The sequence below is a fragment of the Paraburkholderia ferrariae NBRC 106233 genome, from assembly GCF_000685035.1.
Taxonomy (GTDB): Bacteria; Pseudomonadota; Gammaproteobacteria; order Burkholderiales; family Burkholderiaceae; genus Paraburkholderia; species Paraburkholderia ferrariae.
Genome location: NZ_BAYB01000021.1, coordinates 114,922 through 138,822, shown reverse-complemented (window position 1 = coordinate 138,822; position 23,901 = coordinate 114,922). Strand labels below are relative to the sequence as shown.

Annotated in this window: 18 protein-coding genes; 12 read left to right on the top strand and 6 right to left on the bottom strand. The window is 68.1% G+C overall.

Annotated elements, in window-relative coordinates; all coding sequences use genetic code 11:
- The first annotated feature begins 225 nt into the window (after positions 1–225).
- The 8 genes from BFE01S_RS21875 to BFE01S_RS21840 all read left to right on the top strand — a co-directional run bounded on the left by BFE01S_RS21875 (position 226) and on the right by BFE01S_RS21840 (position 9,626).
- Complete coding sequence (locus BFE01S_RS21875) at positions 226–1,635, top strand: amino acid permease (RefSeq protein WP_028227339.1); 1,410 nt, start codon at positions 226–228, stop codon at positions 1,633–1,635.
- 432 nt (positions 1,636–2,067) lie between these two features.
- Positions 2,068–2,568, top strand: a complete 501-nt coding sequence (locus BFE01S_RS21870; RefSeq protein ID WP_028227338.1) for a (2Fe-2S)-binding protein — start codon at positions 2,068–2,070, stop codon at positions 2,566–2,568.
- Between the two features lie 13 nt (positions 2,569–2,581).
- Positions 2,582–4,981 carry a xanthine dehydrogenase family protein molybdopterin-binding subunit gene (locus tag BFE01S_RS21865; protein ID WP_028227337.1) on the top strand — a complete coding sequence of 800 codons (2,400 nt, stop codon included), beginning with the start codon at positions 2,582–2,584 and terminating at the stop codon, positions 4,979–4,981.
- A 13-nt stretch (positions 4,982–4,994) separates the two neighbouring features.
- Entirely contained in the window at positions 4,995–5,795 is an 801-nt protein-coding gene (locus BFE01S_RS21860; protein WP_028227336.1) for an FAD binding domain-containing protein, read from the top strand.
- Between the two features lie 112 nt (positions 5,796–5,907).
- Positions 5,908–6,795, top strand: coding sequence for an AAA family ATPase (locus BFE01S_RS21855; protein ID WP_028227335.1), 888 nt, complete (start codon positions 5,908–5,910; stop codon positions 6,793–6,795).
- Positions 6,796–6,799: 4 nt separating this feature from the next.
- Positions 6,800–8,044: a vWA domain-containing protein gene (locus BFE01S_RS21850; protein ID WP_028227334.1), complete on the top strand. Its 1,245-nt coding sequence runs from the start codon at positions 6,800–6,802 to the stop codon at positions 8,042–8,044.
- A complete protein-coding gene (locus BFE01S_RS21845; RefSeq protein WP_028227333.1) occupies positions 8,035–8,631 on the top strand; it encodes a CoxG family protein in 597 nt (198 codons plus the stop codon). The genes BFE01S_RS21850 and BFE01S_RS21845 overlap by 10 nt, the downstream gene beginning before the upstream one ends.
- The gene (locus tag BFE01S_RS21840; RefSeq protein ID WP_028227332.1) at positions 8,604–9,626 is read left to right on the top strand and encodes an XdhC family protein; all 1,023 of its coding nucleotides are present in this window, start codon (positions 8,604–8,606) and stop codon (positions 9,624–9,626) included. Before BFE01S_RS21845 ends, BFE01S_RS21840 begins: the two co-directional genes overlap by 28 nt.
- Here BFE01S_RS21840 and BFE01S_RS21835 read toward each other — a convergent pair.
- The 4 genes from BFE01S_RS21835 to BFE01S_RS39630 form a co-directional block, all read right to left on the bottom strand.
- Positions 9,623–11,050, bottom strand: coding sequence for an HdeD family acid-resistance protein (locus tag BFE01S_RS21835; RefSeq protein WP_028227331.1), 1,428 nt, complete (start codon positions 11,048–11,050; stop codon positions 9,623–9,625). The genes BFE01S_RS21840 and BFE01S_RS21835 overlap by 4 nt on opposite strands.
- A 164-nt stretch (positions 11,051–11,214) precedes the next feature.
- Complete coding sequence (locus BFE01S_RS21830) at positions 11,215–11,343, bottom strand: MFS transporter small subunit (protein ID WP_028227330.1); 129 nt, start codon at positions 11,341–11,343, stop codon at positions 11,215–11,217.
- Positions 11,344–11,353: 10 nt separating this feature from the next.
- Positions 11,354–12,754 carry an L-lactate MFS transporter gene (locus tag BFE01S_RS21825; protein ID WP_028227329.1) on the bottom strand — a complete coding sequence of 467 codons (1,401 nt, stop codon included), beginning with the start codon at positions 12,752–12,754 and terminating at the stop codon, positions 11,354–11,356.
- Between the two features lie 277 nt (positions 12,755–13,031).
- Entirely contained in the window at positions 13,032–13,712 is a 681-nt protein-coding gene (locus BFE01S_RS39630; protein ID WP_042338192.1) for a PepSY-associated TM helix domain-containing protein, read from the bottom strand.
- A 225-nt stretch (positions 13,713–13,937) separates the two neighbouring features.
- Between BFE01S_RS39630 and BFE01S_RS21815 the strand changes: the two genes are divergently transcribed.
- Entirely contained in the window at positions 13,938–15,932 is a 1,995-nt protein-coding gene (locus BFE01S_RS21815) for a DUF3857 domain-containing transglutaminase family protein (protein WP_028227328.1), read from the top strand.
- 51 nt (positions 15,933–15,983) lie between these two features.
- Here BFE01S_RS21815 and BFE01S_RS21810 read toward each other — a convergent pair whose 3' ends face one another.
- Both BFE01S_RS21810 and BFE01S_RS21805 read right to left on the bottom strand, forming a co-directional pair.
- The gene (locus tag BFE01S_RS21810) at positions 15,984–17,045 is read right to left on the bottom strand and encodes a serine/threonine protein kinase (RefSeq protein WP_028227327.1); all 1,062 of its coding nucleotides are present in this window, start codon (positions 17,043–17,045) and stop codon (positions 15,984–15,986) included.
- Positions 17,046–17,153: 108 nt separating this feature from the next.
- Entirely contained in the window at positions 17,154–17,366 is a 213-nt protein-coding gene (locus BFE01S_RS21805) for a hypothetical protein (RefSeq protein ID WP_028227326.1), read from the bottom strand.
- Between the two features lie 495 nt (positions 17,367–17,861).
- On the opposite strand from BFE01S_RS21805, the gene BFE01S_RS21800 reads away from it, so the two are divergent.
- Genes BFE01S_RS21800 through BFE01S_RS21790 form a run of 3 tightly spaced genes read left to right on the top strand, consistent with a single transcriptional unit; the run spans position 17,862 to position 23,791 of the window.
- Entirely contained in the window at positions 17,862–21,035 is a 3,174-nt protein-coding gene (locus BFE01S_RS21800) for an efflux RND transporter permease subunit (protein ID WP_028227325.1), read from the top strand.
- Between the two features lie 33 nt (positions 21,036–21,068).
- Positions 21,069–22,292, top strand: a complete 1,224-nt coding sequence (locus BFE01S_RS39625) for an efflux RND transporter periplasmic adaptor subunit (RefSeq protein ID WP_042338190.1) — start codon at positions 21,069–21,071, stop codon at positions 22,290–22,292.
- The gene (locus BFE01S_RS21790; RefSeq protein WP_028227324.1) at positions 22,289–23,791 is read left to right on the top strand and encodes an efflux transporter outer membrane subunit; all 1,503 of its coding nucleotides are present in this window, start codon (positions 22,289–22,291) and stop codon (positions 23,789–23,791) included. The genes BFE01S_RS39625 and BFE01S_RS21790 overlap by 4 nt, the downstream gene beginning before the upstream one ends.
- The last annotated feature ends 110 nt before the right edge of the window (positions 23,792–23,901 follow it).

The following is a 23,901-nucleotide window of genomic DNA, read 5'->3' as shown; positions in this document are numbered from 1 at the left end:
CCGATACGGCGCGCGCCGGCAAGGATTGCGCCTGCGCATTGGCGTTTGCGGCAGATTCCCCCACGGCGCAGCGGTGTTTCTCACCCGGCCCGGCCGGTTTTGCCGCCCATATCCGCTAAAATTTCCGGTTTCATCCGATTTTCCGCGCGCGGCTTTCGCACGCCCTTCAGACACACTGCGGGCGCACTGCGGTGCACTGCGCGCAAACCAGGAGTTCCCCGCCAAATGTCCCTTTTTCGCAAGAAGAACGTCGAGCACATGTTGCAGGCCAGCGCCCAGGGCGCCGGCCTGAAGAAAGCACTCGGCGCACTGGACCTCACCTTCCTCGGCATCGGTGCGATCATCGGCACCGGCATTTTCGTGCTCACCGGCACGGGCGCCGTGCAGGCCGGTCCCGCACTGATGATCGCGTTCCTCATCGCCGCCGTGGCCTGCTGCTTCGCCGCGCTCGCCTACGCCGAATTCGCCTCGACCATCCCCGTCGCGGGCTCGATCTACACCTACTCGTACGCCACGCTCGGCGAGCTGGCCGCCTGGGTGATCGGCTGGGACCTCATGCTCGAGTACGGGCTCGCCACCTCGGCCGTTTCGGTGGGCTGGTCGGGCTATCTGCAATCGCTGCTCGCGGGCTTCGGCGTCACCCTGCCCGCGGCGCTCACCGCCGCACCCGGCGCCGTGCCCGGCGTGCATACGCTCTTTAACCTGCCCGCGTTCCTCGTGATGATGGCGATCACGGCGCTGCTCTCCATCGGCGTGCGCGAATCCACCCGCATCAACAACGTCATGGTCGCCATCAAGGTGACGGTGGTGCTGCTCGTGATCGCCGTGGGCGTGTTTCACGTCAAGCCCGAGAACTGGCATCCGTTCATGCCCAACGGCTGGAACGGCGTGTTCGGCGCCGCTGCGGTGATGTTCTTCGCGTTCATCGGCTTCGACTCGGTTTCGTCCGCCGCCGAAGAAGTCAAGAATCCGAAGCGTGACCTGCCCGTGGGCATCATCGCTTCGCTCGCCGTGTGCGCCGTGCTCTACGTGGCCGTTGCCGCGGTCGTAACGGGCATCGTGCCGTCCGCGCAGTTCGCCAACATCGGGCACCCGGTTTCGTACGCGCTCCAGGTGGCCGGCGAAAAGTGGGTGGCGGGCTTCATCGATCTCGGCGCCGTGCTCGGCATGCTCACCGTGATTCTCGTGATGAGCTACGGCCAGACCCGCATCATCTTCGCGATGTCGCGCGACGGCCTGCTGCCCGCCGCGCTCTCGCGCGTGCATCCGCGCTTCGCCACGCCGTTTCTCACCACCTGGCTCGTCGGCATCTTCTTCGGGCTGATCGGCGCGCTCGTGCCGCTGAACGTGCTGGCCGAGCTCATCAACATCGGCACGCTCGCGGCGTTCTCGATGGTCTCGATCGCCGTGCTGGTGCTGCGCAAGACGCACCCGGACCTGCCGCGCGCGTTCCGCTGCCCCGGCGTGCCGGTGGTGCCGATCCTCGCCGTGGCGTCGTGCCTCTTTCTCATGGTCAACCTGCAGCCGCTCACGTGGGTCGCGTTCGTGGTGTGGCTCGTGATCGGCATGGTCATCTACTTCGGCTACTCGCGCCGTCATTCGCGCCTCGCGCACGCGCCGCACGGCGAGCATTAAAATCAGCGCGTAAGCCGCGTGCGGTGCGTTTCGTCGCACTGCACCCGCACTGCACCAATACGCACAAAGCGCGCGAAGGCGCACAAAGACACAGACAGGCGGCCCGCCCCGGACACCGGGGACGGGCCGCTTTTTCATGCGCGCCGCCCAGGCCGCCGAACGGTAAAAGCCCGCGCAGCGCAAAGCGGCGTTTTGTGCTTTACTGTCCCGAGCGTTACCCCCTGGCATCACTGAAGAGCAAAGCACCAGCCGGACCCTCGCCCCCACTCCCTCCAGGCCGCCATCGCGTGCGGCAGACATCGGACGGCAGACCAGCAGACGGCAATTCGGGGCATGATGGTGTATGCGGGCCCAGGCAGGTCTCTATCCCTACGCTGTATGGGATCGGAACAAGGAGTTCACGCTCCCGCTCCGATCAACAGGAGACAGTCAATGGCGATCAGTATCCGCCTCACGGTCAACGGCCAGCCCGTGACCGCCGAAGTCGAACCTCACACGCTTCTGGTCCAGTTCCTGCGCGAGCAATTGCGTCTCACCGGCACCCATGTCGGCTGCGACACCGCGCAGTGCGGCGCCTGCACGGTCCATCTGAACGGGCGCGCAGTGAAGTCGTGCAACCAGCTCGCGGTGCAGTGCGAGGGCATGGACGTCACCACCATCGAAGGCCTCGCGCAGCACGGCGAACTGCATCCCATGCAGACCGCGTTCCGCGAATGCCACGGCCTGCAATGCGGCTTCTGCACGCCGGGCATGGTGATGAGCGCGGCGGCGCTGGCCAGCGAGAACCCCGACCTCACCGAAGCCGCGGTGCGCGCGGGCCTCGACGGCAATCTGTGCCGCTGTACGGGCTATCACAACATCGTGAAGGCGGTGCTCGCGGGCGCCGAGGCCATGCGCGCCGGCACGCCGGCCGCTGCGGCCGCAACGGTCTGAACGGGAGCCCGCCATGAACGCACCCGAACCCAACCGCATGATCGGCCGGCCCATCAAGCGCAAGGAAGACTACCGCTTCCTCACCGGCGCCGGCCAGTACACCGACGACGTCGTCCTTCCGGCCCAGACCTACGCCGTCTTCGTGCGCTCGCCGCACGCGCATGCGCGCATCAAGAGCATCGACACGAGCGCCGCGAAAGCCGCGCCCGGCGTGGTGGCCGTGTTCACCGGCGCGGACCTCGCCGCCGAAAACGTGGGCGGCCTGCCGTGCGGCTGGCTCATCCACAGCATCGACGGCACGCCCATGCATGAACCGCCGCATCCCGTGATTGCACACGAGAAAGCGCGCCATGTGGGCGACCAGGTGGCGCTCGTGATCGCCGATTCGGTGAAGGCCGCGAAGGACGCCGCCGAACTCGTCGAAGTCGATTACGAAGAACTGCCCGCCGTGGTCGATACGGCGCACGCGGCCGACGCCGGCCAGGCGCTCGTGCACGACGGCGTGCCGGAGAACACCTGCTACACGTGGGGCCACGGCGACAAGGCCGCCACCGACGCCGCCTTCGCGCAGGCCGCGCACGTCACGACGCTCGACATCGTGAACAACCGCCTCGTGCCGAACGCCATCGAGCCGCGCGCCGTGAACGCGAGCTACTCGCTGCACGACGACAGCTACACCGTCTACGTGTCGAACCAGAACCCGCACGTCGAACGGCTTCTGATGGCCGCCTTCGTGCTCGGGCTGCCCGAAACGAAGCTGCGCATCGTGGCCCCGGACGTGGGCGGCGGCTTCGGCTCGAAGATCTTTCTCTATGCCGAGGACGTCGCGCTCACGTGGGCCGCGAAGAAGATCCGCCGCCCGGTGAAGTGGACGGCCGAGCGCAGCGAGTCCTTCATCTCCGACGCACACGGCCGCGACCACGTGACGAAGGCCGAGCTCGCGATGGACAAGGACGGCAAGTTCCTCGCCATGCGCGTGCACACCATCGCGAACATGGGCGCCTATCTCTCGACCTTCGCGTCGAGCGTGCCGACCATCCTCTACGCCACGCTGCTCGCGGGCCAGTACACCACGCCCGCGATCTACGCCGAGGTGAAGGCCGTGTTCACGAACACGGTGCCCGTGGACGCCTATCGCGGCGCGGGCCGGCCCGAGGCGACCTACGTGGTCGAGCGGCTCGTGGAAACCGCCGCGCGCGAGATGAAGCTCGACCCGGCCGAGATCCGCCGCCGCAACTTCATCACCGCGTTCCCGTACGCCACGCCCGTGGGCCTCACCTACGACACGGGCGACTACGAAGCCTGCCTCTCGCGCGCACTGGAAATTGCCGACGTGAAGGGCTTCCCGGCCCGGCGCGACGCCGCGAAGGCGCAAGGCAAACTGCGGGGGCTCGGCTACTCGTGCTACATCGAAGCGTGCGGCCTCGCGCCCTCGAACATCGCGGGCGCGCTCGGCGCGCGCGCGGGCCTCTTCGAAGCGGGCGAAGTGCGCGTGAACCCCACCGGCTCGATCACCGTCTTCACCGGTTCGCACAGCCACGGCCAGGGGCACGAAACCACCTTCGCGCAGGTGGTGTCCGACCGCCTCGGCGTACCGATCGAGCAGATCGAGATCGTGCACGGCGACACCGGCCGCATTCCGTTCGGCATGGGCACGTATGGCTCGCGCTCGATTGCCGTGGGAGGCTCCGCGATCATGAAAGCGCTCGACAAGATCGAGTCGAAGGCGAAGAAGATCGCGGCGCACATGCTCGAAGCGGGCGTGGAAGATATCGAGTTCGCCAACGGCGTGTTCCGCGTGGCCGGCACCGACCGCACGAAGACCTTTGCCGAAATCTCGCTCGCGGCCTACGTGCCGCACAACTATCCGCTCGACAAGCTCGAACCGGGCCTCGACGAAAGCGCGTTCTACGACCCGACCAACTTCACCTATCCGGCGGGCGCCTACATCTGCGAAGTGGAAGTCGATCCCGATACGGGCGAAACGCGCATCGAACGCTTCACGGCCGTGGACGATTTCGGCAACGTCATCAACCCGATGATCGTCGAAGGCCAGGTGCACGGCGGCCTCGGCCAGGGCATCGGCCAGGCGATGCTGGAGCAGTGCATCTACGACAAGGAGACCGGCCAGCTGCTCTCGGGCTCGTACATGGACTACGCGATGCCGCATGCGGCCGACGTGCCCTCGTTCAGCGTGGAAACCGCCAGGGGCACGCCCTGCACGCACAATCCGCTCGGCGTGAAGGGCTGCGGCGAGGCGGGCGCGATCGGCTCGCCGCCCGCCGTCATCAACGCGATACTCGACGCGCTCGCGCCGCTCGGCGTGAAGGACCTGCAGATGCCGGCCACGCCGCATCGCGTGTGGTCGGCCATCGCGGCCGCCGGCCAGTCCGGCGCGGCATCACAACCTTGAGCGGAGGCGCACCATGTATGCATTCGACTACCAGCGCGCAAGCGACGCGCAAGGCGCGGTGAAAACGCTCTCGGGCGACGCCGACGCGAAATACCTGGGCGGCGGCCAGAGCCTGCTCGCGGCGATGAAGCTGCGGCTCGCCCAGCCTTCCACGCTCGTGGACGTCACGCGCATTCCCGACCTGAAGGCGCTATTCGTCGACGGCCGGGTGGTGAAGGTGGGCGCGGCGGTATGCCATGCCGACGTCGCCGAAAACGCCGAAGTCCAGAACGCGCTGCCTGCGCTCGCGCAACTCGCGGCCGGTATCGGCGATCGCCAGGTGCGCGCGCTCGGCACGCTCGGCGGCTCGCTCGCGAACAACGATCCGGCGGCCGACTACCCCGCCGCCGTGCTCGCGCTGAACGCGACCGTCGTTACGGACCGGCGCCGCATCGCGGCGGACGACTTCTTCCGCGGCATGTACGAAACGGCGCTGGAACCCGACGAGCTGATCGTGGCCGTCGAATTCCCCGTGCCCGAGCGCGCGGCCTACGAGAAGTTCAAGAACCCGGCCTCGCACTTCGCACTCACGGGCGTGTTCGTCGCGAAGGCAGCCGACGGCAAGGTACGCGTCGCGGTAACGGGCGCCGCGCCCTCGGTGTTCCGCGCGCAGGCGCTGGAGCAGGCGCTCGCGGCGAACTTCACGCCCGCCGCCGCGCGCGCCGTGACCCTCGCGGCCGACGACCTCAACACCGACCTGCACGCGAGCGCCGCGTACCGCGCGCACCTGATTCCGGTGCTCGCGGCGCGCGCGGTGACGAAGGCCACCGGCTAGGTCCGCCCCGCACGCTCCGCCTGCGCCGTGACGCGCGGGCGGAACGTGAACCGAACGTGAACCGAACGTGAACAAAGCGCGCGCCTCGCGCCTCACCGTATTCAGGCACGCCATGCAACCGGCCTCGATCGACGACACCCTCGCGCAACTCCAGTCGCGCGGCTACTTCGCGAGCCGCGAACTCGCCACGGCGCTCTTTCTCGCGCTCGCCATGCAGCGCCCGCTCTTTCTCGAAGGCGAGCCGGGTGTCGGCAAGACCGAACTCGCGAAGTCGGCCGCCGCGATGCTCGGCACGACGCTCTTGCGGCTGCAATGCTACGAAGGGCTCGATACCGCAAGCGCGCTCTACGAATGGGACTACCCGCGCCAGATCATGGCGCTGCGCCTCGCCGAAGCCGCAGGCGAGAAGCCGCGCAGCGACACGCTCTATCGCGACGAATTCCTGCTCAAGCGGCCGCTCCTGCAAGCGCTGCAGCCCGATGCGAACAATCCCTCGGCGCAGCGCGTGCTGCTGATCGACGAAATCGACCGCGCCGACGAGCCGTTCGAAGCCTTCCTGCTGGAACTTCTTTCGGACTTCCAGGTATCGATTCCCGAGTACGGCACGGTGCGCGCCGACGTGCCGCCCCTCGTGGTCATCACCTCGAACCGCACGCGCGAAGTCCACGATGCGCTCAAGCGCCGCTGCCTCTATCAGTGGCTGGGCTACCCGGACCGCGAGCGCGAGCTCGCCATCGTGGCGGCGCGCGCGCCGCAAACCTCGGCGGCGTTGCAGCATCGCACGGTGTCCTTCGTGCATCGGCTGCGCACGATGGATCTCTTCAAGGCGCCCGGCATTGCGGAAACCATCGACTGGTGCCGCGCGCTCTCGGCGCTTTCGGTCACGGAGCTCGACCCGCAATCGGTGCAGGACACGCTGGGCGTGCTGCTCAAGTATCAGGACGATCTCGCGCAGCTCGACACGCGGCGTATTGCCGAAGCGCTCGCCGCAGAGGATTGAGCCGATGCATGCCGCCCCAGGCGTTACCGCACCGCCCATGCTCGCGCGCAACGTGGTGCATTTCGTGCGCATCCTGCGCGGCGCGGGCTTGCCGATGTCGTCCGCGCAAGCCGCCGACGTGCTCGAAGCGCTGAACCTCATCGACCTCGCGCGCCGCGACGACGTGCGGGCCGCGCTGGCCGCGCTGCTCACGAGCGCGCCCGACGAGCGCGGGATTTTCGACGCGGCATTCGATCTCTTCTGGCGCGACCCCGACTGGGAAGGCAAGCTGCGCGCCCTGCTGCTGCCCAAGGTCAAGGGCGGCCTGCCGCCGCCGCGCCGCAACAACCGTCTCGCCGACGCGCTCGCCGCGCGCGCGGCCCAAACGCAGGGCGCCCACAAGCCGCAGTCGCGCGAAGAAGAGCACGAACTGCGCGCCCACGCGAGCTTCAGCGCGCAAGAGCACCTGCGCCACCGCGACTTCGACACCCTCACCGCCGACGAATGGCGTGCGCTGCGCCACCTGATCCGCGCGCACCGCCTGCCGCTTGCGACCGAACGCACGCGGCGGCTCAAGGCCGCCTCGCACGGCACGCATGCCGACTTGCGCGCGAGCGCGCGCCACGCCGTGCGCGCGGGCGGCGACTGGACCGTGTGGAAATACCGCGCGCCCGTGGAGCGCAAGCCGCCGCTCGTGCTGATGCTCGATATAAGCGGATCGATGAGTGCGTATTCGCGCGCGGTGCTTTACTTCTGCCACGCGTTACTGCATTCTCGCGAGCGCCTTCAGGTCTTCCTGTTCGGCACGCGCCTGACGCATGCCACGCGCGCCTTGCGCGAACGCGACCCCGATATCGCACTCGCGCAGATCGCGGCGCAGGTGGCGGACTGGTCGGGCGGCACGCGCATCGGCGCGACGCTCGGCGAGTTCAACCGCCGCTGGGCGCGCCGCGTGCTCGGCGGTCGTGCCACCGTGCTGATGGTCACCGACGGGCTCGATCACGAAGCGAGCGAAACGCTGGACGCCGAAATGGCGCGCCTCGCCCGCTTCGCGCACCGCGTGGTGTGGCTCAACCCGCTGCTGCGCTATGGCGGCTTCACCCCGAAGGCGCGCGGCGTGCAGGCGATGCTGCCGCACGTGAACGCCCACTACCCCGTCCACAACCTCGAGAGTCTCGAAGCGTTCGGACGCAGTCTCGGCGAGGCGCCGCTGGCCGCACGCGCGACGCCGCCCGGCCGATCACGAGAAGGAGGAGCACGATGGAGCTGACCGAAAGCCACACGCTGCCGGTGCCGCAGCAGCGCGCGTGGGAGGCGCTCAACGATGCGGCGATCCTCAAGGCCTGCATTCCGGGCTGCGAGAGCATCGAACCCGAAGGCGAGGCCGGCTATGCGGTCGCGCTCACCGCGGCCGTCGGCCCGGTGAAGGCGCGTTTCAAGGGACGCATGGAACTGGCCGACATCGACGCGCCGCGGAGCTACACGATCGTCTTCGAAGGCCAGGGGGGCGCCGCGGGCTTCGGCAAGGGCAGCGCGCAGGTGAAGCTCGAACCGGCGGGCGAAGACGCCACCACGCTCACCTATACGGCGAACGCGCAGGTGGGCGGCAAGCTCGCGCAGATCGGCTCGCGGCTCGTGGACGGCGCCGCGCGCAAGATCGCGGCAGAATTTTTCAAACGCTTCGGCGAACAGCTGGGCGCAGGCGCGGCGGCAACGACGCCGGGCGTTGCGGCAACCGCCGAAGCCGAGGGCACCGCCGAGGCACAGACGGAAAGCGATAACGCCGCCGCGGACCCATCCGGCGACGAAGGAAAGAAAGGAAAACGATCATGGACAGCGTGGATCTCGAGGTCCTGAAATCCAGCGTGCGCTGGCTCGACGAGGGCCACCGCGCCCTGCTGGTGACGGTGGTGAAAACGTGGGGCTCCTCGCCGCGCCCCGAAGGCGCGATGCTGGTGGTGCGCGACGACGGACTCGTGGTGGGCTCGGTCTCGGGCGGCTGCATCGAAGACGATCTGATCGACCGCGTGCGCCGCGAAGGCATCGGCATCGACAAGCCCGAGGCGGTGAAGTACGGCATCACGGCGGAAGAAGCGCACCGCTTCGGGCTGCCCTGCGGCGGCACGATCCAGCTCGCGCTGGAGCCGCTCAGCGAGGCGAGCGGCATTCGCACCTTGCTCGACACCGTGGAGCGCGGCGAGCTCGTCGCGCGCACGCTCGACATGGCCACAGGCGTGGCCACGCTCGGCCCCGCGAGCGCCACCGACGGCGTCTATTTCGACGATGCGCAACTGCTGACCATCCACGGGCCGCGCTATCGCATGCTGGTGATCGGCGCGGGGCAGCTTTCGCGCTACCTGTGCCAGATCGCCGTGGGGCTCGACTACCACGTGACGGTGTGCGACCCGCGCGAGGAGTACACCGACACCTGGGCCGTGCCGGGCACGACGCTCGTGCGCACCATGCCCGACGACACCGTGCTCGACATGAAGCTCGACGAGCGGTGCGCCGTGATCGCGCTCACGCACGACCCCAAGCTCGACGACCTCGCGCTGATGGAAGCGCTCAAGACGCGCGCGTTCTACGTGGGCGCGCTCGGCTCGCGGCGCAACAACGCGGCGCGGCGCGAGCGGCTCAAGGAATTCGATCTGAGCGACGCGGAACTGGCCCGCCTGCATGGGCCCGTGGGCATCTACATCGGCAGCCGCACGCCGCCGGAGATCGCCGTGTCGATACTCGCCGAGGTCACTGCCGCGAAGAACGGCGTCTCGCTGCCCACGCTGCTCCAGGTCGAAGGCGCGAAGGCCGCGCGCGAGATCGCCGCGGGCGCGGGCTCGACCTGCGACGTCTAGCGGCCAGGCCCGCGCCGCCAGCGCGCGCGCAAGAGCCGCAGCGCGCGCGCCCAGCCCGGCGGACGCGGGTCCGCCAGCATGCTCAGGGCACGCGCATAGTCGAGCGCGAGGCCCGGCGTCCACGCCATGGTCTGCCCGCGCTTGCGCAACTGCGCCGCCACCCAGAGCTCGGGCGTCGCCAGCATCCGCGCGAAGGCCCACCAGCCACGCCCCCATACGCGCGGCGTCGCGCCTTCCAGCGCGGCCTCCAGCGCATGCGCAACCGTGCTCGAACAGTTGCGGTAGGTGAGGTTGTAGGTGGTGTCCTCGCGGTAGTGCACCCAGAAGCTCGCAAGACGCAGCGGATCGTAGTTGCGGATGCGCACGCGCCGCGTCGAGGGGCACCACGCGTGCGATTCGGTGGCGTAGTCGGGCTGGAACAGGCCCGGCACATCGTTTTCGCGCGTCGCCCGCAGGAGGCGCGAGAACTCGTCGGGCGAGCGGTCGAGCTCCACCGCGGGATAGAGGCTGATATAGACGCGCTCGGGCGACTCCAGCGCCGCGTGGCCCGTCGAGATCACGCCGTTGCGATCGACGGCGGCGATATAACGGTCGATCACGGGCTGGCGCCGCGCCTCGGCCCGCGAAGACCCCACGGGCGTCCAGACGTGCACGGTGAGCGCGTGCTCGTCGTCCGCAGGCGGTCCTTCGAATTCGGTTCGCGCGAGTTTCGCCGGCGCGGCGCGCGCCTCTTCGTGCGCCTCTTCGTGCGCCTCTCCGCGCGCGTCCTGTGCCGTCCCCTTCGCCGCACCCGCGGCACCCGCAAGACCTGCAGCACCCGCGGCCGTGGCGGCAAGCATGGCCGGGCTGCTCGCCGGCACCGCCGGGTTCGCCGCGAGGCGCCGCGCGCGCGAAGCGAGCAGCAGCAGATTCCAGCCCGTGAAAACAAGCACGAGCCCGAGGCAGTACGGCACCGTGCCCTTGTAGTGGGTGGGATAGGGTTGATACAGGAAGATCGCAATGACGATCTCCAGAGCCCCGCCCGCCACCGCGAGCCGCCAGGTGCGGTAGCGCACCACCCAGGCCGAGGCGATCTGCAAAAGGCCGTCGGCGAGAAAGAGCGTGGCGAACACCATCGAAATGATGAACGGCGCGTTGCGGTAGCCCGAGAGCATGAGCCCCGCCACGAAGCAGAACGACAGCCCTTTCACGTAGCGCAGCGTGCGCTGGCCGCCCATGCCGGTCCAGGCAACCGCGAGCGTGGCGAGCCCTTCGAGCAGCAGCAGCCAGCCGAACGGGGCGATGTGGAAGTGCATCGCGCCGTCGAGCGCATCGATGAACAGCACCACGCCGATGGCGGCGCTCAGCAAGCCCGCGATCATCAGGCCGCGCCAGCGCGCGCGCAGGTAATCCACGCCCAGCAGGATCATCATGAGCCGCACCATCCCGAGCCTCCCGAATCGGCTGAAGCGCAAATCGTACCGCTCGCGGGCGCAAGCGGTCCCGCAATTGCGCGTGGGCGGCCTCAAAAGGCAGGCGGGCCGCGACTTGCGTCGGCGGCCCGCCTCTGGGGTTTCGCATGCGGCACCGCGAAGCGCCACGTACCGCGTTACCCGAACAGCTTCATCGCCTGCGCAAGCGTGCTGGTCACGCCCCACGCGAGCGGCACCAGCACGTAGAGCCAGAAAACCGCCATCAGCAGCTTGTTCGAGGACTTCGTCGCAACGGCCGTACTCATGGGCTTCTCCTTATTTTCCAGCCGCAAGCTGCGACTCGCTCATGTGATGCTTCTGGTGCACCCGCGACACGAGCAGGTTGCAGACGAAACCGATCACCAGCAGCACCGTCATGATGTGCACGGTCATCGTGTAGGCGTCGGCCTTGGCCACGCCGTGGGCCACTTCATAGGCGCGCACGTAGTTCACGAGCACCGGCCCCGCTACGCCGGCCGCGGCCCAGGCGGTCAGAAGGCGTCCGTGTATGCCGCCCACGAATGCCGTGCCGAACATGTCCGCGAGATAGGCGGGAACGGTCGAAAAGCCGCCGCCGTACATCGAGAGAATCAGGCAGTACGCCAGCACGAAGAGCACGATGTTGCCGCTCTGCGCGAACTGCGGCACCGCGTAATACAGCACCGCGCCGACCACGAAGAAGATGAAGTAGGTGTTCTTGCGGCCCACCCAGTCCGACGCTGAGGCCCACACGAAACGCCCACCCATGTTAAAGAGCGAGAGCAGACCCACGAAACCGGCGGCCGCGCCCGCGCTCACGGTGTCCTTGAAGCTTTCCTGGACCATCACCGAAGCCTGACCCAGGATGCCGATGCCGGCCGTCACGTTGAGGAACAGCACGAGCCAGATCAGATAGAACTGCGGTGTCCTGAGCGCCTGATCGATATGCACGTGCGCGCGCGAAACGAGCTTGCCGGTGGTGGCGGGCGGCGTCCAGCCCGCGGGCTGCCAGCCCGGCGGCGGCACGCGAATGGCGAGCGCGCCGATCGACATCGAGATGAAGTAGGCCACGCCCAGCACGACGAAGGTTTGCGCCACGCCCACGCTGGTGTCGCTGGCAAAGTGCTTCATCAGCATGACGGAGAGCGGCGCGGCAATCATCGCGCCGCCGCCGAAGCCCATGATCGCGAGGCCCGTGGCCATGCCGCGGCGGTCCGGGAACCAGCGGATCAGCGTGGAAACCGGCGAGACGTAGCCGAGCCCGAGGCCGATGCCGCCGATCACGCCATAGCCCAGATACAGCAGCCAGATCTCGTGCATCCCCACCCCGAGCGCGGCGACGAGAAAGCCGCCGCCGAAGCAGCAGGCCGCCGTGAACATGGTGCGGCGCGGGCCCACGCGTTCGAGCCACTTGCCGCCGAACGCGGCGGAGAGCCCGAGGCACACGATGGCGAGCGAAAAGATCCAGCCGAGCGTGGTGAGCGACCAGTCGCCCGGCGCGGACTGCGTGATGCCGAGCACCTTCGTGAGCGGCGCGTTGAAAACGGAAAAGGCGTAAGCCTCGCCAATGCACAGATGCACGGCAAGCGCAGCGGGCGGCACCATCCAGCGTGAAAAGCCGGGGGGTGCAACGGTCGCCTCTTTGGAAAAGAATGGTGCGGCAGCTCGACCGCGCGTTGTATCCGCAACGCTGCTCATTATGTGGTCTCCTTCTTGTGGCAAGGCGTGGGGGCATCGAATCGCGCACCGCAGGGAGCAGATCGTGTCCGTCTGTACGGTGCGCTTAAATGTCGCGGAGCGACTGCCCGGAACCTTATTCCCCGCAAGGAGCGTTTGCAATATGAGACGGCGATGCATATGGGATATGCAACGGCGCTGCATATACGGGTACACCCGCCGTGAGCGATCCCTGATCGTTGCTTTGCTCGCTATCGATTTTCAGGGTCCACGAAAGATCGGAGAACGAAACAGCGCGCTACATGAGCCCTGCCGCGAGGGCCGCCCCCACCGATCCCGCCACGAGCAGCACGCCCACCGTGCGGCGCCGGTTCAGTTCGGTCCACAGCAGCACGCCCGTGAGCGAGAGCAGGATCAGGCTGCCGGCGATGGTGTCCATGAGCAGCACCCAGCCGATCCCGAGGCCCACCCCCTTGTGCAGATTGTTGAACGTGGCGAGCACGGTGTTCTGCGTGCGCTTGACCGAGACGTAGCCGTTGCCCACCCAGTACTCGGCCTGCAGACCCTGATGCGGGCCCATCAGCGCCATCTGCCAGAGCTCCGGCTGTACGACGCTGCGATCGCCCCACGCAACCGGATGCGCGCGTTCGCGCTTCATGCGCCCGGGCTTGCCGTCGAAGCCCAGTTCGCGTTGCAGCCAGTGCGCCATCGCTTCGGGCGTGGCGGGCGACTCGGCGGGCAGCGCGATCTGCATCTGCTCAACCTGCGGCTCGCCGGTCGGCACCTTCATCGGCCCGGCCCGGTGATTGAGCAAAAAGCCCGTCACGCCGAACAGCAGGCCGAGCACGGCACCCCACAGCCCCACCCAGCCATGCACCTTGCGCAGCCACTTGATGAAGGTGGCACGGCGCGAACGCTGCCGGCGCGCGGCGAGTTCACCCGCGTCGAGCGGCGTGGCGGTACGGAGAGAGTCGGACATGGAATCGGCAACGGGTGATGAAGACAGGCGCGTTAAGCCCCGCAGATGAGAACGCGCATCATTACACAATTGAAAGGTTTACTCAATCGAGGCTTGCGGGCAGCAACCCTGGTTTCTGTGCGGGGCACCCGCTTGACAAGCGAATCCGGTCACTTTTAAGTGGGAACGTTGTGCTCGAGTACTGCGTTCCCACGACCCGTTGCCCCTCAATACACGAAGGCCGACATGCGCCCCGCTCATCTGATCGCGCTGTGCATTGCCCTGTCCGGCGCGGCCGCAGGCGTTCATGCGACCGGCACGGCCAACGCCACCGCACCCGGCGGCGCGTCGCTCGCGCCCTACACCAACGAGTCGGAGACGCAGACCTTCACCGTCAACGCGGACGGCTCGTTCACGAAGCTCGACACGCTCACCCTGCGCGTGAACACGGAGGCGGGCATTGCGCGCGCCGGCCAGTACTACGTGTGGTTCAACCGCGAAATGGCCGACGTGGACATCCTGGACGCCTGGACCGAAGACGCCCAGGGGCACCGCCACGACGTGCGCCCCGAGCAGATCCGCGACGTGCAGGAACTGGGCTCGTTCGACGCCCCCATGTTCCAGGACGTGCAGGACAAGGTGATCGTGTTTCCGGCCGTGGAGCCCGGCGCGCGCGTGCACCTCACCTATCGCAAGACCCAGCGCGTGCCGGTCGTGCCCGGCTGGTTCAGCGACTTCACGCCGCCCGACCTCGCGCCCACGCACAACTTCCGCGTGATCTACGACATGCCGGCTTCGGTGCCGCTCTACGCGGACGCGCGCGGCTTCACCGCATTGCCGCCGCAGACTTCGGGCGGGCGCACGCGCTACGAATTCCGCTACGACAAGGCGAGCTTCCAGCGCCTCGAATATGGTTCGGTTTCCTACGTAAGCTACGGCGACCGGCTGATGGTCTCCACCTTCCCCGACTACGCGGCCTTCGCCTCCGTGTATCGCGCCTCGGCGGCGGACCCGAGCGCGCAGGACGCGGCGCTCATCGCGTTCGCGAAGCGCCTCACCGACCACGACACCACGCCGCGCGCGAAAGCGCAGACGCTCTACGACTGGGTGCGCCGCAATATCCGCTACGTGGCGATCAATATCGGGCGCGGCGAGATCGTGCCGCACCACGCCGCCGACGTGCTGGCCAACCGCTACGGCGACTGCAAGGACCACGTGGCGCTCTACGGCGCGCTGCTCGCCGCGGTGGGCGTGAAGAGCGAGCCGGCGCTCATCAACAGCGGCACGGTCTATACGCTGCCCGACGTGCCGGGCTTCGGCGTGATCAACCACGTCATCACCTGGCTGCCGGACCTGCAGATGTTCGCCGACTCCACGGCCGGCAACATCGAGTTCGGCTTCCTGCCCGCCACCGACATGGACCGCATGGCCGTGCTCGCGGGCGACGGCACGCGCGTGCGCACACCCGCCACGGCCTCGACCACGCGCGAGAGCGACCTCGACATTACTGTTGCGCCCGATGGCTCCGCGCGCTTCACATTCCGCCTGCACGCGGACGGCTGGGCCGCCGAACAGACGCGCAGCGTGCTGCGCCTGCAAACGCCGGCGCAACGCGAGGAATCGCTGCAATGGGAGCTGCGCAACGCGAACCTGCGCGGCACGGCCAGCATCGCGACAAGCCCGCTGGACGCGACGAGCGGGCCGCTCGTGCTCACCCTTTCGGGCCAGCTGGACAGCTTCGTCGATCCCGGCATGACCACGCCGGTACCCGCGCTGACGAGCTTCGTCGGCGGCCTCGACGCGAACCTGCGCTACTGGCTGGGCGAGCCGCGCCGCACGCAGCCCTTCGTCTGCCGCAACTTCGTCTCCACCGAACGCACCCGCATCACGCTGCCGCCCGGCATCCGCGTGCTGGACGTGCCCGCGCCCCAGCACGCGGAAAACGCCTATGTCGAATTCAGTTCGCAGTACGCGCTCGATCCGGCCACCAACGTCCTGCGCGTGACGCGCACGGGCCGCACGCACTTTGCGAGCGACGTCTGCACACCTGACGAATTCGCCCGGATGCAGCCCGCGTTCGAAACCATGTCGCGCGACCTGCGCGCGCAATGGATCGTCAAGCCGGTGGACAATGCAACGGCGGCAACCTCGGCAACCGCAACCGCAGCCACAACCGCAACCGCAACCGCCGCGAGCACCCAGCCGGTGCACGCGGCGAATACGCCGGTCAATGCGCAATGAACCGGCAACCAGCAGCGAAGCGCATGGCTCGAAAGACGGGCAAACCGCCGCTCAGACCGGCCAGAGCGGCCCTTCCTGCATGGCGCCAATCTGCTCGCGCAGTTCGAGAATGCGCTCTTCCCAGTAGCGCTGCGTGTTGAACCACGGGAAGGCGGCCGGAAACGCCGGATCGTGCCAGCGCCGCGCCAGCCACGCCGAGTAGTGAATGAGCCGCAGCGTGCGCAGCGCCTCGATCAGGTGCAGCTCGCGCGGCTCGAATTCGGCGAAATCCTCGTAGCCCGCCAGCAGATCCGCGAGCGCGCGCGACGCCCCCTCCCGGTCGCCCGGCAATAGCAGCCACAAATCCTGGATAGCGGGACCCATGCGGCTGTCGTCGAAGTCGACGAAGTGCGGGCCGGCCTCGGTCCACAGCACGTTGCTCGGGTGGCAATCGCCGTGCAGGCGCAGATTGCGCACGTCGCCCACGCGTTCGAACGCGGCCTCCACGCCTTCCAGCGCGAGATTCACGGCCGCCTCCCACGCGCTGCGCACGTCGGCGGGCACGAAACCGTGTTCGAGCAGATACGCGCGGGGCTCGTAGCCGAAGGTCCCGATGTCGAGCGTCGGGCGTGCGCGATACGGCGTGAGCGCACCCACGGCATGAATGCGTCCGATGAAACGGCCGATCCATTCGAGCGTGTCGCTGCGGTCCAGATCCGGGGCGCGGCCGCCGCGCCGCTCGAACACGGAGAAGCGGAAACCCTCGTAGCTGTGCAGCGTCTGGCCTTCGAGGACGAGCGCGGGCACCGCCGGAATTTCGCGGGCAGCGAGTTCGGCAACGAAGGCGTGTTCTTCGAGAATGGCTTCGTCCGACCAGCGCTCGGGCCGGTAGAACTTCGCGACGACCGGCGGGCCGTCCTCCACGCCGACCTGGTAGACGCGGTTCTCGTAGCTGTTGAGCGCGAGCATGCGGCCGTCGGTGCGGCGGCCGGCGGGGATCAGCACGCTGTCGAGGGCGTCGAGCACGCATTCGGGCGTGAGGCGCGCGTAGGGAGCGGCCGCTCGTGCCGGATCGGCGGAGGGTTCGCCGTCGTCGTCGGGTGCGCCCGGCTGGGAAGAAAGATCGTGGTTCATACCCGCAATTGTGCCTGCTGCGGGCCGGCGGGGCGAGTCGCGCGGCGCGACGCCCATGCGCCGCGCGCCTGGGCGGGTCTCCTCGCGCGCCGTGTCGCGATGAACGGGTTAGTGAACCACCGCACCCGCCGGCAGGACGTGCTCGCCCGTCTCGATCAGGTCTTCCAGAAAAAAGGGCTCGGTAGCGAGCTGTTTCGACGCGCCGGGCTCGCCGACGTACCAGGTGACCATGGCCATGTCGCCGAGAATGCGCATCACGATGCCGCGCGCACCTTGCGGTACGGCGATATGAACCGAGCGGACGATAGAACCGACTTGCATGATGTTTCCCCGTTCTCTATGCCGGCTTTCGTTCGTGAAGCGCCGGTCAACGTGCTGATCAAAGCCCGTGCGCACCAACGGTTGCGCGCACATCCATACCTGCCTGCCCGGCGGCCTGCCGTTTCGCGATTCACGCGCGGCGGGCCGACCGGTCGTTCCATTGTTGCCTGTTTGGGCGAACACGGAAAGTAAAAAATTAGGGGGTGAAGCAACGGCCCCACGCTCTTTCCCGCCTGCGCGCCCGCCGTGCGCGGCGCGACAGCTTACGAAACGCCAACTGCAACAACTGGTAAACCCCATTCCCCCGGCTCTTGCCGCAGCACCTGCCGAAAAGTACGCTGTGGGCCAGTGCAAGGCGCTATAGTCCTGTCGCGTCCACTCGACGGGCAACGGGCAAGCGCCCGGCGCCAGGACCTCAATCGACAACGCCCGCCGCCCAAGGCCAGACCAGCCGCGCGCGCGGGCCGCTCTTTCAACCAGGGAACCCGCCGTTCCATGTGGATCGTCCGACTGGCGCTCAGGCGCCCGTATACGTTCGTCGTGCTCGCGCTGCTGCTGCTCATCGTCGGGCCGCTGACGATCCTGCGCACGCCCACCGACATCTTCCCGAACATCGACATTCCCGTGCTCTCGGTCATCTGGACCTACACGGGCCTGCCCGCCGACGAGATGGAAAAGCGCATCGTGCTCAACTACGAGCGCGGGCTTTCGGTGGCGGTGAACGATATCGAGCACACCGAATCCACTTCGCTCAACGGCATTGCAGTGGTGAAGATCTTCTTCCAGCCGCATGCCAATATCCAGGAAGCGCTCGCCGAAGTCACCGCGCTCTCGCAGACGCAATTGCGCTCGCTGCCGCCCGGCATCACGCCGCCGTTCATCCTGCGCTACAACGCCTCGACGGTGCCGATCCTGCGCCTGTCGCTCTCCTCGCAGCAGCTCACCGAACAGGAGCTGTTCGACTACGGCAACAACTTCCTGAAAACGCAGCTCGCGACCGTGCCGGGCGCTTCCGCGCCGCTGCCCTACGGGGGCAAGCAGCGCCAGATCATGGTGGATATCGATCAGCGCGCGCTCCAGCAGCACAACCTCGCGCCCACCGACGTCGTCAACGCCATCAGCGCGCAAAACCTGATCCTGCCCTCGGGCACGGCCAAGATCGGCTCGACCGAGTATTCGGTGCTGATGAATGCAAGCCCCGATACGTTAGCAGGTCTGAACGACATTCCGGTGAAAACCACGGCGAGCGGCACGATCTATATCCGCGACGTGGCGCACGTGCGCGACGGCTTCGTGCCGCAGACCAACATCGTGCGCGTGAACGGGCAGCGCGCCTCGCTCCTCACCATCAACAAGAGCGGCAACACCTCCACGCTCGAAATCGTGGACCGCATCAAGGCCATGATGCCCGCGCTGCGCAATCTCGTGCCCCCGTCGCTGAACATCGACCCCGTGGCGGACCAGTCGCTGTTCGTGCGCGCCGCCGTGCAGGGCGTGCTGCGCGAGGCGCTGATCGCGGCCGCCCTCACCGCGCTCATGATCCTGCTGTTCCTCGGCAACTGGCGCGCGACGCTCATCATCGCGGTGTCGATCCCGCTTTCGATGATCACCTCGATCATCGCGCTCTCCGCGCTCGGCGAAACCATCAACATCATGACGCTCGGCGGCCTGGCGCTCGCCGTCGGCATTCTCGTTGACGACGCAACGGTCGCCATCGAAAACATCAGCCAGCAGCTCGAACAGGGCAAGACGCTGGAGCAGGCGATTCTGGACGGCGCGCACCAGATCGCCATTCCGACGCTCGTCTCCACGCTTTCCATCTGCATCGTGTTCGTGCCGATGTTCCTGCTCACGGGCGTCGCGCACTACCTCTTCATTCCGCTCGCAGAAGCCGTGGTGTTCGCGATGCTCGCGTCGTACTTCTTCTCGCGTACGCTCGTGCCCACGCTCGCCATGTACCTGATGCGCCATCACCACAAGGCGGCGGATGTGCATGCGAACACGCGCAATCCGTTCCTGCGCGCGCATCTCGCGTTCGAGCGCGGCTTCGAGCGCCTGCGCGTGCGCTATCGCGCCTTCCTCGCAGCACGCGTGGCGCACCCGGTGCTGTTCGTCGTGGCGTTTCTCGCGTGCTGCGGCGCCTCGCTGCTCTTGTTGCCGTTCCTCGGCCGCGACTTCTTTCCGCAGGTCGATGCGGGCACCATCGCCTTGCACCTGCGCGCGAAAACCGGCATGCGCGTGGAGGAAACCGCCGTGCTCACCGATCGCGTCGACAAGCGCATCCGCACGCTGATTCCCGCGAACGAACTGCATTCGATCATCGACAACATCGGCCTGCCGGTTTCGGGCATCAACCTCTCGTATAGCAATACCGGCACGATCGGCACCTCCGACGCGGACGTGCTGATCTCGCTGAACGAAGATCACCATCCCACCGCGGACTACGTGCGCCTGCTGCGCCGCACGCTGAGCAACGAATTCCCGGGCGTGGAGTTCGCGTTCCTGCCCGCCGACATCGTGAGCCAGACGCTCAATTTCGGCATGCCCTCGCCCATCGACGTGCAGATCGTGGGCCGCGACGTGGCCGGCAACCGCGCGTTCGCGGCGAAACTGCTCGAACGCCTGCGCGGCGTGCCCGGCTTCGCCGATGCACGCATCCAGCAGCCGGCCGACCTGCCGCGCATCTTCATCGACGTGGACCGCACCCGCGCGCAGCAGGCGGGCTTCACGCAAAGGGACGTGGCGAACGATCTGCTCATCACGCTCTCGGGCAGCCAGCAGACCACGCCCACGTTCTGGCTCAATCCCGTGAACGGCGTGAGCTACAACGTGGTCACGGAAGCGCCGCAATACACGATCGATTCGCTGCAGTCGCTCGCGAACATTCCGCTCACCGCGAACGGACGCAGCAATATCCTCGGCGCGCTCGCGAACATGCGGCGCGAAGCAGGCAACGCAGTGGTCACGCACTACAACGCGCAGACCACCATCGACATCTACGGCACGGCGGACGGACGCGACCTGGGCGCCGTTTCGGACGACATCGGCAAGATCATCGGCGAAGCGCGCGCCGAACTGCCGCGCGGCTCGACCATCGTGCTGCGCGGCCAGGTGCAGACGATGAACGATTCGTTCTCCGGATTGTTCGGCGGCCTCGTATTCGCGATCTTGCTGGTGTACCTGCTGATCGTCGTGAACTTCCAGTCCTGGCTCGATCCGTTCATCATCATCACGGCGCTGCCCGGCGCGCTCGCGGGCATCGTCTGGATGCTGTTCCTCACGCACACCACGCTCTCCATTCCCGCGCTCACGGGCGCGATCATGTGTATCGGCATCGCCACGGCGAACTCCATTCTCGTGATCAGCTTCGCGCGCGAGCAGTTGCGCGAACACGGCGACGCCGCGCGCGCCGCCATCGAAGCGGGCTTCACGCGCTTTCGCCCGGTGCTCATGACGGCGCTCGCAATGGTGATCGGCATGGTGCCGATGGCCATCGGCCTCGGCGAAGGCGGCGAACAGAATGCGCCGCTCGGGCGCGCCGTGATCGGCGGGCTTGCGGTGGGTACGCTCGCCACGCTGATCTTCGTGCCGGTGGTCTTCTCGCTCGTGTACCGCAAGCTCGGCGAACGCCGCCAGCGGGCTCTCGAAAACGTAGTGCCGAAATCATGACGACTCTTTTCTCACTGCTCACGCGGAGGCGCCATGCAGCCGCACGCTGATACCCCGCCGCCCCGCCCTCCACGCCGGCGCCGCTGGCCCGTGGCGCTCGCCGCGCTCGTGGTGATCGCGCTCGCCGCGCAGGGCATCTGGTCGCGCCACAGCGCGCATGCGGCGCTCGAACGCGACGCGACGGCGGCAAGCACGCTCTCCGTGCAGGTGGTGAGCCCGCAGCGCTCGACTCGCCCGCTCGACCTCGTGCTGCCCGGCGACGTGCAGGCGTTCCTCGACACGCCCATCTATGCCCGCACCAACGGCTATCTGCGCCGCTGGTACGCGGACATCGGCGCGCACGTGAAGGCCGGCCAGCTGCTCGCGGAAATCGACGCGCCCGAAGTGGACGACCAGTTGCGCGCCGCGCGCGCCGACCTCGCCAATGCTCAGGCGAACTACACGCTTGCGAGGACAACGGCGGCACGCTGGAGCGAGATGCTGCAAAGCCGCTCGGTCTCGAAGCAGGACGCCGACGAAAAAACCGCCGACATGCTCGCGAAAGAAGGCACGCTCGACGCCGCGCGTTTCAACGTCTCGCGCCTTGCCCAGTTGCAGTCGTACGAAAAGGTGACGGCGCCGTTCGACGGCATCGTGACGGCGCGCAACGTCGATGTGGGCGCCCTGATCGACGCGGGCAGCGCCGGCGGCGCGCAGAAGGAACTGTTCCACCTCGCCCAGGCCGACCGGCTGCGCGTCTATGCGAACGTGCCGCAAGCCTACGCGCAGCAGATCCACCCGCAGGCCAGCGCATATCTCACGCTCAACGAAACCCAGGGCAAGCGCTATCCGGGCGTGATCGCACGCACGGCGGGGGCGGTGGACCCGCAGCAGCGCACCATGCTCGTCGAAGTCGATGTGGACAACCGCAGCGGCGAACTCCTGCCCGGCGCCTATGCGCAGGTCCATTTCGCGCTCGGCGGCGACGCCACGCCGCTCACCTTGCCCGGCAACGCGTTCCTGTTCCGTCCCGACGGCGTGAAGGTCGCCACCGTCGATGCGAACGACCGCGTGAAGCTCGTGAAGGTGGCGCTCGGCACCGACTTCGGCACGCGCGTGGCAATCGCGGCAGGACTGACCGGCCATGAACGCGTGATCGTGAATCCGCAGGATTCGATCGTCGATGGCACGCCGGTGCGCATCGTCGAGACCCACGCGCAAGGCGAGGCGCAGCCGAAGGGCGGCGCCGCGCAAAACGATTCCGGTTCGGGCTCATGACACGCGCGCGCTTTCCCCGCTGTGCTCTCGCGCTGGCCGCGGCGGCCGCGCTTGCGGGCTGCGCGGTCGGCCCCGACTATGTGCGGCCGGCGGCCCCCGTCACCGCGAACTACAAGGAGCTCGAAGGCACCGGCTGGAGCGCCGCGCAACCCGCCGATGCGGCACCGCGCGGCGCGTGGTGGGACATCTACGGCGACGCGCAGCTCGACGCGCTCGAAGCTCAGGTGGCGCGCGCCAACCAGAACGTCGCGGCCGCCGAAGCCCGCTTTCGCGCGGCGCGCGCCAACGTCGCGCAGCAGCGTTCGAGCTTCTTCCCGCTCGTGACGGCAGGCGGCGATTTCGCGCGCACGCGCACCTCGCAGAACATCGAATACAAGTCCACGGCCGGGCTGACGGTCAACGACTACCTCGCGGGCGTCGATGCGTCGTGGGAGCCGGATGTGTGGGGCCGCGTAGCGCGCACCGTCGAAAACGCGAAGGCCGGCGCACAGGCGAGCGCCGCGGACGAACAGGCCGTGCTGCTCTCGATGCAGGCCGAACTCGCCACCGACTACTTCGAGCTGCGCGGCATCGACCGCGAGCGCCAGTTGCTCGGCGACACCATCAAGGCGTACCGCGAGTCGCTCGACCTCACGCAGCACCGCTACACGGGCGGCATCGCCACCGATGCCGACGTCGGCCAGGCGCAGACCCAGCTCGAAACCACCCAGGCGCAGGCCATCGACCTGGGCGTGCAGCGCGCCCAGCTCGAACACGCCATCGCGATCCTCACCGGCCAGCCGCCCGCCGCCTTCACGCTGCCGGTGCTGCCCGGCGCGCCGCTCACGGCGCAGCCGGTCATCGTGCCGCCGGGCGTGCCCTCGACGCTGCTGGAACGGCGCCCCGACATCGCCGCGGCCGAGCGGCGCGTGGCGGCCGCCAACGCGCAGGTGGGCGTGGCCACGGCCGCGTTCTTCCCGAACCTGATCCTCGCGGTGACGGGCGGCCTGGAGGCGACCAACTACAGCCAGTGGCTGGTGGCGCCCGCGCGGTTCTGGTCGCTCGGGCCGCAGCTCGCAGGCACGCTGCTCGACTTCGGCGGCCGCGCGGCGGTGCGCGACGAGGCGCGCGCGCAGTACGACGAGAGCGTCGCCCAATACCGCCAGACGGTGCTCGACGCGTTCGGCCAGGTCGAGGACAACCTCGCGACGCTGCGCGTGCTCGAACAGGAAGCGCTCGCGCAGGACCGTGCCGTGGCGGCGGCGCAGCGCACGCTCGCGATCGTCGATAACCGCTATCGCAGCGGCGCGATCACGTATCTCGACGTGGTGGTCGCGCAAACCACGGCGCTCAACAACGAACGCGAGGCGGTGACGATTGCGCGCCGGCGCATGGCGGCGAGCGTCGCGCTGGTCAAGGCGCTGGGCGGCGGCTGGAATGCGGCGGCGTTACCCACGGGCGACCAGCTCGTGCATCCTCCGAAGCAGGAAGGCCCCGCCGGAACCGCCACGCCGGGCTGAGGGGGGAGCGCGAGGTCGCACGGGAGCAGCGGCGGCGCGTCCTGCGGCTTCGGCGCCCCGATTCGCGCAACCGGCGTATCGTGGCGGCTTTGCACTTTTGCGGAGATCCA

Bases quoted from the DNA above. Each gene is read 5' to 3' on its own strand.
- BFE01S_RS21875 (WP_028227339.1), top strand. From the start codon at position 226: ATGTCCCTTTTTCGCAAGAAGAACGTCGAGCACATGTTGCAGGCCAGC.
- BFE01S_RS21870 (WP_028227338.1), top strand. From the start codon at position 2,068: ATGGCGATCAGTATCCGCCTCACGGTCAACGGCCAGCCCGTGACCGCC.
- BFE01S_RS21865 (WP_028227337.1), top strand. From the start codon at position 2,582: ATGAACGCACCCGAACCCAACCGCATGATCGGCCGGCCCATCAAGCGC.
- BFE01S_RS21860 (WP_028227336.1), top strand. From the start codon at position 4,995: ATGTATGCATTCGACTACCAGCGCGCAAGCGACGCGCAAGGCGCGGTG.
- BFE01S_RS21855 (WP_028227335.1), top strand. From the start codon at position 5,908: ATGCAACCGGCCTCGATCGACGACACCCTCGCGCAACTCCAGTCGCGC.
- BFE01S_RS21850 (WP_028227334.1), top strand. From the start codon at position 6,800: ATGCATGCCGCCCCAGGCGTTACCGCACCGCCCATGCTCGCGCGCAAC.
- BFE01S_RS21845 (WP_028227333.1), top strand. From the start codon at position 8,035: ATGGAGCTGACCGAAAGCCACACGCTGCCGGTGCCGCAGCAGCGCGCG.
- BFE01S_RS21840 (WP_028227332.1), top strand. From the start codon at position 8,604: ATGGACAGCGTGGATCTCGAGGTCCTGAAATCCAGCGTGCGCTGGCTC.
- BFE01S_RS21835 (WP_028227331.1), bottom strand. From the start codon at position 11,050: ATGGTGCGGCTCATGATGATCCTGCTGGGCGTGGATTACCTGCGCGCG.
- BFE01S_RS21830 (WP_028227330.1), bottom strand. From the start codon at position 11,343: ATGAGTACGGCCGTTGCGACGAAGTCCTCGAACAAGCTGCTGATGGCG.
- BFE01S_RS21825 (WP_028227329.1), bottom strand. From the start codon at position 12,754: ATGAGCAGCGTTGCGGATACAACGCGCGGTCGAGCTGCCGCACCATTC.
- BFE01S_RS39630 (WP_042338192.1), bottom strand. From the start codon at position 13,712: ATGTCCGACTCTCTCCGTACCGCCACGCCGCTCGACGCGGGTGAACTC.
- BFE01S_RS21815 (WP_028227328.1), top strand. From the start codon at position 13,938: ATGCGCCCCGCTCATCTGATCGCGCTGTGCATTGCCCTGTCCGGCGCG.
- BFE01S_RS21810 (WP_028227327.1), bottom strand. From the start codon at position 17,045: ATGAACCACGATCTTTCTTCCCAGCCGGGCGCACCCGACGACGACGGC.
- BFE01S_RS21805 (WP_028227326.1), bottom strand. From the start codon at position 17,366: ATGCAAGTCGGTTCTATCGTCCGCTCGGTTCATATCGCCGTACCGCAA.
- BFE01S_RS21800 (WP_028227325.1), top strand. From the start codon at position 17,862: ATGTGGATCGTCCGACTGGCGCTCAGGCGCCCGTATACGTTCGTCGTG.
- BFE01S_RS39625 (WP_042338190.1), top strand. From the start codon at position 21,069: ATGCAGCCGCACGCTGATACCCCGCCGCCCCGCCCTCCACGCCGGCGC.
- BFE01S_RS21790 (WP_028227324.1), top strand. From the start codon at position 22,289: ATGACACGCGCGCGCTTTCCCCGCTGTGCTCTCGCGCTGGCCGCGGCG.